This is a genomic window from Paenibacillus sp. PastF-3, from assembly GCF_029893135.1.
GTDB classification, from domain to species: domain Bacteria; phylum Bacillota; class Bacilli; order Paenibacillales; family Paenibacillaceae; genus Paenibacillus_AQ; species Paenibacillus_AQ nitricinens.
In genome coordinates, this window is record NZ_JARXWM010000029.1 from 51,460 (window position 1) to 62,163 (window position 10,704).

The 10,704-nt window shown below is 45.9% G+C and carries 9 protein-coding genes; all 9 read right to left on the minus strand.

Annotated elements, in window-relative coordinates; translation table 11 throughout:
- Positions 1 to 61: 61 nt before the first annotated feature.
- Complete coding sequence (locus M2444_RS31985; RefSeq protein ID WP_094870142.1) at positions 62 to 700, minus strand: Vat family streptogramin A O-acetyltransferase; 639 nt, start codon at positions 698 to 700, stop codon at positions 62 to 64.
- A 119-nt stretch (positions 701 to 819) separates the two neighbouring features.
- Positions 820 to 2,094 (minus strand): L-rhamnose isomerase, encoded by a 1,275-nt coding sequence (rhaA, locus tag M2444_RS31990; RefSeq protein ID WP_280789001.1) that lies wholly within the window; start codon positions 2,092 to 2,094, stop codon positions 820 to 822.
- 249 nt (positions 2,095 to 2,343) lie between these two features.
- A complete protein-coding gene (rhaB, locus tag M2444_RS31995) occupies positions 2,344 to 3,831 on the minus strand; it encodes a rhamnulokinase (protein ID WP_280789002.1) in 1,488 nt (495 codons plus the stop codon).
- Positions 3,832 to 3,858: 27 nt separating this feature from the next.
- Complete coding sequence (locus M2444_RS32000; RefSeq protein WP_094870145.1) at positions 3,859 to 4,587, minus strand: LutC/YkgG family protein; 729 nt, start codon at positions 4,585 to 4,587, stop codon at positions 3,859 to 3,861.
- Entirely contained in the window at positions 4,580 to 6,133 is a 1,554-nt protein-coding gene (locus M2444_RS32005) for a LutB/LldF family L-lactate oxidation iron-sulfur protein (protein WP_280789003.1), read from the minus strand. The genes M2444_RS32000 and M2444_RS32005 overlap by 8 nt, the downstream gene beginning before the upstream one ends.
- A complete protein-coding gene (locus tag M2444_RS32010; RefSeq protein ID WP_280789004.1) occupies positions 6,130 to 6,858 on the minus strand; it encodes a (Fe-S)-binding protein in 729 nt (242 codons plus the stop codon). Before M2444_RS32010 ends, M2444_RS32005 begins: the two co-directional genes overlap by 4 nt.
- A gap of 26 nt (positions 6,859 to 6,884) precedes the next feature.
- Entirely contained in the window at positions 6,885 to 7,643 is a 759-nt protein-coding gene (locus M2444_RS32015; protein ID WP_280789005.1) for a DeoR/GlpR family DNA-binding transcription regulator, read from the minus strand.
- A gap of 40 nt (positions 7,644 to 7,683) precedes the next feature.
- Complete coding sequence (locus M2444_RS32020; RefSeq protein ID WP_280789006.1) at positions 7,684 to 9,753, minus strand: bifunctional aldolase/short-chain dehydrogenase; 2,070 nt, start codon at positions 9,751 to 9,753, stop codon at positions 7,684 to 7,686.
- Positions 9,754 to 9,985: 232 nt separating this feature from the next.
- Positions 9,986 to 10,486, minus strand: a complete 501-nt coding sequence (locus M2444_RS32025; RefSeq protein WP_094870150.1) for a GNAT family N-acetyltransferase — start codon at positions 10,484 to 10,486, stop codon at positions 9,986 to 9,988.
- Between the last annotated feature and the right edge of the window lie 218 nt (positions 10,487 to 10,704).

Below are 10,704 nucleotides of genomic sequence, written 5' to 3' on the forward strand. Positions count from 1 at the left end.
CTCAGCTATTATTTATATCTTTAAGATAAACTATAGCTCGTTCTATGAAACTTACACAATATCATTTAATTTCTTTGATTTTATTCAAATCACTGCTGCATAACGCTTCAAGATTCTTAAAGATTCGCTCGGCATCCCAATCCCACCACTTAAGCGCTTCTAAATATTCGATCAATTCGTCATCAAAACGTTGTCTAATTACTTTACATGGATTTCCTCCAGCGACACTATAAGCCGGGATATCTTTCACAACTGTTGAATTGGCCGCGATGACGGCTCCATTTCCAATATGTATACCCGGCATAACCGTAACATTCTGTCCAATCCACACATCGTTGCCGATCACCGTATCTCCCTTTATGGGTAAATCTGATAGTTCTGGAACCGCATGCTCCCAGCCATTAGACATGATATTAAAAGGGTAGGTCGTAACGGAATTCATTCGATGGTTCGCACCATTCATGATAAATTCAATACCTTTAGCAATCGCGCAGAATTTCCCAATAATAAGCTTATCCCCAATAAAATCATAGTGATGAGTCACATGCTCCTCAAACTTTTCCGCACCGTCTATATCATCATAATACGTATAATCGCCAACCGTAATATTGTTTCTTGTAATCACATTTTTGATATAACAGATGCTTTTGATCTGTTCATTTGGATAGAGCGCATTCGGATCGGGTCCATATTTCTCCATAATAAAGCCTCTCTCTCTTTTTTTGATAAAACATACCAGAGATCAAAGATCTTTTCAAATAAGTACGAATCATGAACATAAAAAGCGGCTACCGTGTGGTAACCGCCATTACAAGTACTTTATCGCTTTGATAAAACATCTACTTCGTATTGCTTCACATCGCTCAGCCAGCTTTCTCGGACAGGCACACCATTCGTCGCACAATAATAATCCCAAATAGCTCCGAATGGATAAGATTTCAATTCCTCTACCAGTGCAAGTCTAGTAGTATAATCTCCATCCAGTTCAATTTGCTTCAATAGCTCTATCGGTTCCAGCATCGCACGTAGCAGGGCTTTGATTGTGTTACGTGTTCCGATCACCCAAGCGGCAATGTGATTAATACTTCCGTCAAAGAAATCAAGTCCAATATGAGTTCTTTCTAGGAATTGACCTCTAACTAGTTCACGAGCAATCTCCAGCAGTTCATCATCCATAGTCACCACATGATCACTGTCCCAGCGTACTGGACGGCTAACATGCAGCAACAATTGATCACCAAACATCAGCCAAGAGGATAATTTATTCGAGATAGTCTCGGTTGGGTGGAAATGCCCAGCATCGAAGCATACCGCTTTGCCCCGGCTTAGTGCATAACCCATATAAAATTCATGCGAACCTACCACATAACTTTCCGAGCCAATTCCGAACAGCTTACTTTCTACAGCATCAATGTTATATTGCTGATCGATCTCCTCGCTGAAGATCTCGTCCAGTGATTGCTGAAGTCGCACTCTCGGTGACAGACGGTCGATCGGTGTATCTTTATATCCATCTGGAACCCAGAAGTTGGTTACACAAGGCTGACCCAGTGCCTGACCGAAAGATTCGGAGATTCGGCGTGAAGCCTTGCAATGAGCAATCCAGAAGTTGCGGATTTCAGGATCCGAGTGACTTAGTGTGAAGCCATCATTAGCTTTTTCATGAGAGAAGCAAGTGGGATTGAAATCTAATCCTAGTCCCTGCTCCTTAGCCCATTTCACCCATCTTTCAAAATGCTTAGGCTCTAACGCATCAAGATCTACTGTTTCTTCCGTATCGGCATAAATAGCATGTAAATTAACTTTATGACGTCCTGGGATAAGTGCTAGTGCTTGCTCCAAATCACGGCGCAGTTCCTCCGGATTTCTAGCTCGCCCCGGGTAACTGCCCGTGACCGCGATCCCGCCACTTAGTTCCTCTTCCTTATTCAGGAAGCCCTTTACATCGTCTCCTTGCCAGCAGTGCAATGAAATTTTGATTGCTGCAAGCTGCTCTAATACTTTATCTACGTCAATGCCGTGCAGTTCGTAGAGCTTTTTCGCCTCATTATAGCTCGTCTGAATGCTCCTTAAGCTTTCTGTATTCTGATCCATGCTTGAGCCTCCTGTTATTGTCTTTGTGATTTCATTTAGGGGGATTTTTGCTCCACTTTGGCACGTTTTCCGCTTTTTGCGCCCGATGAGAGGGATTTATACCTCTCTTTCGCTCACTTCCCGCTACTTTAGCTCAATCTGGAGCATTTATACCCCTTTTTCACTCACTTTCCGCTTTTCACTCCCAATGTGGGGTATTTTCGCCCTTCTCCGCTCACCCGCAGCTATTTCACCCAATCAAAGTTACTCTTAAACGACCTGCAGCCGAGCAAACTCAGCCAATGCCGCGGTTTTTAGGGAAGCCTCCATCTCATGTGGAATGTAGATTGTTACATCAAATGAACGATATATAATTTCTCTTGCTTCTTTAATGTTTGCGACCGTACCCACGCTGATCATTTGCATAACTACATTACCTAATGCGGTGGATTCCGTTGGACCAGCGTAAATCTCCATCGCTAGCAAATCCGCCGCAACTTGGCATAGCAAACCATTATTCGCCCCTCCGCCTACAATGTGCAGACGCTCCCACTTCTCGCCGGTTAATAGCTGAAGATCCTGAACATAGAAATAGTAAGAAAGAGCAAGACTGTCAAACACACATCTGGCAATCTCCCCTGGTGTCTTTGGTACCAACTGTCCGACTTCCGCACAATAGCCCTGTATCTCGCTGATCATGTTGGATGGATTCATGAATCGTTCATCATTGCAGTAGATGATGGATCTAAAAGGAATCTCTTGCTCTGCCAGCTCCACCAGTTCGCCGAAGCTGTATTGACCACCATATTCCTCACGAACCTTTTGGATCAGCCACATCCCCATAATGTTCTTAAGAAAACGGAACGATCCGAAGGCTCCCCATTCATTTGTATAATTGCGCTCCATCGCTTCTGGACTTGTGATAGCTGAAGCTCGTTCCACCCCGATGAGTGACCAAGTACCACTACTGAGAAATCCCCATTTGTCGCTACTTGCAGGAACGCCTAGTACAGCTGATGCTGTATCATGAGTGGCAACTGCTATGAACTCACAATCTGGAAGATCACCGCGTGCCGCCAGGTCATCAGTCAATCCGCCAATTTGTTCCCCAGGTTCCGTTAAGGGGGGAAATTTCTCTTTTGAAAGACCAAGCAGTGCCAGTAAATCAGTATCATAATCCCGAGTTTGCAGATTCAGCAGACCCGTGGTTGAAGCATTCGTGACTTCACTAATTCTGCGTCCCGTAAGCCGATAATAGAGATAATCAGGGACCAGCAGGATTGAATGTGCTGCTTCAAGATCTGCCTGATCATGCACAAACAGCTGGTACAACGTATTAATCGGGAGAACTTGTATCCCCGTCTTACCGTAAACGCTTACAGTTGATATATTACGATGTAGGCTTTGTACCGCTCTATCTGTTCTGGAATCACGATAAGAAAAAACTTCATGAATTCGTGTACCCTTCTGATCCAGAAGTACGTAATCCACGGCCCAAGTGTCAATTCCGACGGTACACTGCTCAATTCCTTTTGACTTCGCCTTCTGCAAGCCTTTTACTATTTCAGCAAATAAATAATCGACGTCCCAATAAAGATTACCATTCTTCTCAGAGAACCCATTACTAAAACGGTGGATTTCTGTTAATGATAAGTTTCCTTCCGGTTCTTGCAAGGTTCCGCAAACGACTCTCCCACTAGAGGCTCCAATATCAATAGCAATATGATTCTGACCCTGTTTATGCGCCCCAGCATTCATTCTTAAACAACACTCCTTATCTCCTCATCAACCTACCAGCAAGGCGAATACGATTCCCGGGCCATGCACACCTATCGTCAGATCATTCTCAATATCCGCTGAACGGCTGGGTCCAGAGATAAAGTGGATACCTGCGGGGAGACCCGATTGTCCCGCTTCATCAAAATCAATAAGCACCTCACCCAGACGAGTCTTCAGCCGTTCGAGCGGAATGATGGCAATTAATGCGGTGGGTAAAAGGCTGACAGAGCGCCCTTTATCCGCAGAAGATAACACTGTAATTGAGCCGGTATAAGCAACTGCATAATCCGCGAGCACAATCCCAATATCAGCTTCCGCCGCCCTAGCTTTCCATGCTTCTTGCATATCCGTATTCCAGACAGATACCCGAGTATTTTCAAGTTCCTCTTCTAATCGAAGTGCCGCAAGCTCAGCTACATTTTGCCGAAGAATATAACGGGCGAGCATCTCACTCGCTTTATTGACGATAAAAGCTTTAGCTTCATCCATCGTTGCCACGCGAAACACATGTCCACCTGCACTTTGAAAATTCGCAGTAAATTGATCGATGCGTTCTTCTGGACTCCACTGGAATTCTTGCCAATAATCTGGAGCGCCGCGAAAAGGATGTGCAGGAGCCGTAGTCGTTCTTGGATGCTTCAAGCGACGAGCGATATCGTTCATGAATACCTGCTGTTTCTCACGAGAATCATGGTCCATACGCTCCAGCCATTCTATGTGCGTTTCCTCAGTCATATCCGGGCTCTCCTTTCAGCTCTTCACGCTTTCGCTTCGCTAATAAATCTTCCATCCGTTTCTGTATCGACGGGTCCATCTCGCGAATATTATTGTCTAACTCCTCCTGAAGCCCTTTCCAGCTCTCGCGGAAGGATTCATCCGCCAGCTTCGGAGCGATCCGATAGTTATTCCAGCCTTTCAGCGGCCCAAACTTAGACGGAATTCCGCCGTCTCTCACAAGCAGCTTTTGTCCGATTCTGCCTACTTTCATCACATTACTGAATCGCTGTGACTTCGCCATAATCGCACCAAAGCCTTTCATGCCAAGACCTTCCGCTTTGTCTCCGTAACCTCGCTCTACCTTACGCCGACGTAAATAGATAAGCATATCATGCAGAGGGATTTTGACTGGACAAGCTTCATAACACGCACCGCACAGACTTGATGCACCCGCGATATCATCCCATTGATCTACATTTTTGTTCAGCGCTGGGGTCAACACCGCTCCGATCGGTCCACTATAAGTCCCACCATAGGCATGACCGCCAATATGACGGTAGACAGGGCAGGCATTCAGACAGGCTCCACAGCGGATGCAGTTCAGTAGCTCCTGAAATTCTGGATCGCCTAGCTGCTCAGATCGACCATTATCAAGGATAATAATATGCTGCTCTTCCGGCCCGTCCCCATCATCCTTCCTACGGGGTCCCGAAATACCGGACATATACACTGTTAGCTTCTGGCCAGTTGCTGAACGAGGCAATAAAGTAGCCATCACCTCAAGGTCGCTCCAGGAAGGAATAATCCGCTCCATCCCCATCAAAGTGATTTGCGTCTTCGGCAAGGTAGTGACCATACGAGCATTGCCCTCATTCTCGAATAGCACCATGGAACCTGTCTCTGCAATCGCAAAATTGCATCCCGTCATCCCAATATCCGCTTCGAGGAACTTCTCCCGTAGCTTGCGCCGTACAAATCCTGCAAGGATTGTAGTCTCAGGCAAAAGCTCCTCCCCTGCCTCCTTGGACAACAGTTCAGCAATCTGATAGCGGTTTTTATGGATGGCTGGGATAATGATATGAGACGGGGTTTCTCCGGCAAGCTGAATAATATATTCGCCAAGATCTGTCTCAATCGTCTCCACGTCAATGGATTCAAGCGCCGTATTCAAATGCAGCTCCTCAGTCACCATCGATTTTGATTTGACCACGGAAGCCGCTTGTTTCCGCTGCGCAATCTCTAAAGCAATCTTCACTGCCTCTTCACCCGTTGCCGCAAAATGAATATGCGTGCCGTTCGCTCTTGCATTGTCCGCAAATAGATTTAAGTAATAATCCAGATGAGCGATTGTATGCAGGCGAATTTGTCGCCCACGTTCGCGCCATTCTTCCCAGTGCCCATGATCGTTCGCTGCTTTCAGTTTCCCGTCACGCAGTCTTTCCGTAGTAAAGCGAACCGCCTTGCGTAAAAAATCATTATTCAGCGCCAAATCTGCACGCTGTTTTACCGTAGCTGGCTTCACCTTATTCGATTCCGATTTAGTCTGAGCGGCATTCTGACTCATTGTCCACTCACCCCCTCATACAGTAGCTCTGCTAAATGCATGACTCGGACCGGTTTGTGGCGATAACGCAAATTCCCAGCAATGTTCATGAGACAGCCCATATCCAGACCTGTTAAGACTTCGGCTTCCGACTCCAGCACATGATCTGACTTCTCGGTAACCATCGCCCCGGAGATATCAGACATCTTCACGGCAAAGGTTCCGCCAAACCCACAACAGTCCTCAGCAAAAGGTAGTGGTACTAGCTCCATCGCCTTCACATTCTGCATAAGTAACATAGGCTCATCACGAATCCCCAGAATCCGAGTGCCATGACAGGAAGGATGATAGGTAACTTTATGCGGAAATACTGCCCCTAGATCCGTGACGTCAAGCACCTGTACCATAAACTGGCTGAACTCATAGGATTTACGCTGCAAATTCTGCGCCTTGGCCAAATGAACCGGATCATCCTGAAACAGTTTCGGGTAATGATGAAGCATCCCGGTGCAAGACCCGGAAGGCGCAATGACAAAGTCACTGTCTTCGAAAGCCTGCAAAATCGTAAGCGCAGCTTGACGTGCCTCATTCCAATAGCCACTATTGTACGCAGGCTGTCCGCAGCAGGTCTGCACTTCGGGAAAATCCAGCTGCACGCCATATCTGGCTAGCAGACGTGCCATTGCTTCTCCGACCTTTGGGTACACAGCATCACTGATGCAAGTAATAAACATCGATACCTTCATGTCTTCACCTCCTGCAACACTATTATCTACACGGTTGTTATTGCGATGTTCAGCTCCTGTAGCTGCTTTAGCTGTTCTGTGGCAGGGCTGTAATCCGTTATTACAACATCCAGTTCACTAGTCGTGGCAACATGTGTGAACGCTTGAATTCCGAATTTGCTGGAGTCACAAAGTAGGATCACCTGCTCAGCAATAGAAATCATCTTTCGCTTTACCATCGCTTGCAGCTCATTCGATTCACTGGCGCCGCGTTCGAGATGAAATCCTTTGCAGGAAAAAAACATCTTATCCACGTGATACAACTCAAGCGAACGCTCGGCTAAATGACCAACAAAGGACATCGATCTTCGGCTCAGCTGACCGCCAGTTGAGATCACATCTATTCGTTCCTTCCCACTTAACTCCGCAGCTACCTTAATAGAATTAGTCAGTACAGTTAGTGGCATATCCGGCAAATGTGAGGCCATATACCATGCAGTTGTGCTAGCATCCAGCAAAATTCGATCTCCCAGCTTTATCATCAGCACTGCTTCACGAGCAATCTGCTGCTTCTCCGCTGCGTTCATAATTTCACGTTCAGCATAGGGCGTCTCTGGCTGACGATCACGCAGACTGACTGCACCGCCGTGCGAGCGTAGCAGCCTCCCCGCCTTTTCCAAGCGATCAAGATCACGGCGGATGGTCTCCTCCGTCACTTGGCATAATGTACTCAGTTCCGAGACACGAATGCTGCCACGTTCATTCACTAGTTCTACGATTCTTTCATATCTGTCTGCAATCAGCATGGCTTCCCTCCGTTATATCTATCTATATTCCATCTTCCACTTATCTAGTAAAAGCTGCCGGCACTCCACCATCAATCGTCAGCATGCAGCCCGTCGTCTTCTCTGACTTGGATGAAGCGAAAAAGGCAACGCCTTCAGCAATATCACGAGGATAAATATTTACAAGCAGTGTTGTACGTTTACGATAATGTTCCTCTAGTTGATCCGGTTCAATCCCGTAAGCAGCCGCCCGTTCATTCCGCCAGTTCGAATTCCAAATCGCTGAGCCTTGTAGAATGGCATCCGGCAAAATGGTATTGGCGCGAATACCGAACTCTCCACCTTCAGCTGCAATACAGCGAGCCAAATGTGCTTCTAGTGCTTTGGCAGAACTGTAAGCCGATACGCTCTTTCCAGCAAATATGGAGTTCTTAGAACCAATAAATACCATGCTACCGCCGATTTTTTGCTCCTTCATCACCTTGAAGGCTTCGCGTGCAACGAGGAAATAACCAGTTCCTAGCACGGAAATGTTCAAGTTCCACTCTTTTAATGAAGTCTCATCAAAAGGACTGGAAGTCGCAAGCCCAGCATTGTTAACAATAATATCTACTCCGCCATAAATAAGTGCTGTTTCCGCATAAGCTGCGGTAACTTGCTCCTCCTGCGCTACATCCATTTTAACAGCGAACGCACGATTCTCACCGTATTTATCGTTAATCTCCTCGGCAATTTTCTGAGCACCCTCCAGATTGAGATCTGCCAGCACAACATGCGCCCCTTCGGACACTAGACGACGAGCAGTTTCGCTCCCGATTCCTCCAGCTCCACCAGTAATAAACGCAACCTTACGCGAGAATTCTGCTTCTGCTGGTGCCAGCGATAATTTATATAATTCCAAAGGCCAATATTCCACATTGTATGATTCGTTCTCACTTAGAGAGACGAAATCTCCCAGTGCGGTAGCTCCGCGCATAACAGCAATCGCCCGGTGATACAAGGCACCGCTAATTTTGGAGTTGCTCCAGCTTTTGCCCGTATTAATCATTCCCACTCCGGGAATCAGAATCACACGCGGTGCGGCTTCGAACATTACATCTCCCTCATGCTTATTGCGATCGAAGTACGCTTTATACTGCTCTTTGTATGTGATAATCGCTTCGTTCAGCTTCGTCTTCAAACCATCAATATCACTGGCATTTGGTTCCCAATTCACAAATAGTGGCAGCATTTTGGTATGTACCAAATGATCCGGACAGGCTGCACCTACACTGGATAATTTCTCCGAGTTAACTCCACCTACAAAACGCAGGACATCTTCTGCATCATCGAAGGTCAGTATCATTTTACGTTCATCACTAACTGCGCCTCTGATCAACGGCATTACAGCCGCCGCGACAGCCCGCCGCTCTTTTTCCGGAAGCGCTTCCGCTTTGCGGCCCCCGAACAGGTTCTCATCTTCAATTCTATCTTCGATGTAACGCTCAGCTTCATTTATGATAGAGATCGTCTTAGCGTAACAAGCTTCCGGCGTATCTCCCCAAGTTACCAGACCATGCTTCTCCATCAACACCAATTCTGCTTGTGGATTAGCAAGTACGCCCTCAGCAATCATTTTGGATAAAGTGAAACCTGGACGGATGTAAGGCACCCATACGAAACGGTCTCCATAAATTTCCCGCGCAATATCCTTACCGTTATGAGCACAGCATAAGCTGATAATCGCATCTGGATGCGTATGATCTACATGTTTGAATGGTAAAAAAGCATGAAGCAGCGTCTCAATAGAAGCACGTGGATGCTTAGGATCAATCATACAGTTCGCGAGGTAGGCCACCATTTCCTCATCAGGCATTTCCTCCCGCTCGAACAAAGGAGCAATATCCTGAAGCCGCAATCCTGTAAAATTCCCTGCTTTCATTGTAGCTAGGTCAGATCCGCTACCTTTTACCCACATGACCTCAACCTCACGACCACGGAAATCTATTTCTATCGTTTTGCTAGAGGTATTCCCTCCTCCAAAATTGCAGACCCTGCGGTCTTCGCCCAGCAGATTGGAGCGGAACACTAATGCATCCAATCCCCCGTTTATTTCCGTTTCCCGAGATGAATCCCATAAGTTTTGTACCATTTGCGAATACCTCCGTTTTTGAATGTTTATTTTTTTGTTTATTTTTCTTTGTTTTGATTTTAATCTAATTGTTTGTGTTTGAATAGAGCGTTTTCAACAAAATTTAAAATTTATTTCACATTTTAGACGAATCTCCATGGCGTGCACTGCAAGTTTTTTTGTAAAAGACAAAAAAGAGCTGCCCATTAGCAACTCCATCAGCAACTCCTTATCCCGCTATTCATCACGCCAGCTATAGACTAACCCAGTAGTTACATTTTTCATCCTCAATGCCGGTTAATATTCCCTTATTCGCTTCAATAACCTTTCTCGAAGATACGTTGTTCGGCTCACAAGTCAGCATGACCTCATTAATCCCCCTATCCGCAGCTCTTTTTAGCAGCTCTGCTAACATCATTGTGCCATAACCCTTTCCTCGTTCACTCGGTCTGATGCTATACCCGATATGTCCACCTGACTTTCTTAATTGATCATTTAAGGCATGTCTTAGTTTGCCAACACCAACAGGATAAGAGTCAATCACTAACCAATAGTTGGTTTGTGGGACATAGTTTGGTAGAAGATTATCACCTCGTGAAAGAGCTATCCGCCCCCTGATGAAATCAGGAAATTCACTGTAAACCATATCAAAACCATTGTTAACGAATCCATTCTCTCCCGGACCGATCTCCGCAATCATCTCAAAAATATCACGATCATCTGACAAACTTGCTTCCTTTAGTTCAATTAGCATCCTTAGCGCCCCCTCGAACATCATAAATAACTTTCCATATCCTAAAATTTACCGCAAAAGAGAACCTTCCGCATTATTTAATTGCATATTCTACAACTAAAAATTAATTTCAACGTTCGCGCCGATGGCGTAAAATAAGTTGTGTACCAGGATTTGGAGCCTAGCCAGGCAACAAAAAAGTAGGGTATTCTCGGGATTGCGAAGTCCACCAAGAAAGG

Coding starts and splice junctions, on each gene's coding strand:
- M2444_RS31985 (WP_094870142.1), bottom strand. CDS start 700: ATGGAGAAATATGGACCCGATCCGAATGCGCTCTATCCAAATGAACAG.
- rhaA (WP_280789001.1), bottom strand. CDS start 2,094: ATGGATCAGAATACAGAAAGCTTAAGGAGCATTCAGACGAGCTATAAT.
- rhaB (WP_280789002.1), bottom strand. CDS start 3,831: ATGAATGCTGGGGCGCATAAACAGGGTCAGAATCATATTGCTATTGAT.
- M2444_RS32000 (WP_094870145.1), bottom strand. CDS start 4,587: ATGACTGAGGAAACGCACATAGAATGGCTGGAGCGTATGGACCATGAT.
- M2444_RS32005 (WP_280789003.1), bottom strand. CDS start 6,133: ATGAGTCAGAATGCCGCTCAGACTAAATCGGAATCGAATAAGGTGAAG.
- M2444_RS32010 (WP_280789004.1), bottom strand. CDS start 6,858: ATGAAGGTATCGATGTTTATTACTTGCATCAGTGATGCTGTGTACCCA.
- M2444_RS32015 (WP_280789005.1), bottom strand. CDS start 7,643: ATGCTGATTGCAGACAGATATGAAAGAATCGTAGAACTAGTGAATGAA.
- M2444_RS32020 (WP_280789006.1), bottom strand. CDS start 9,753: ATGGTACAAAACTTATGGGATTCATCTCGGGAAACGGAAATAAACGGG.
- M2444_RS32025 (WP_094870150.1), bottom strand. CDS start 10,486: ATGCTAATTGAACTAAAGGAAGCAAGTTTGTCAGATGATCGTGATATT.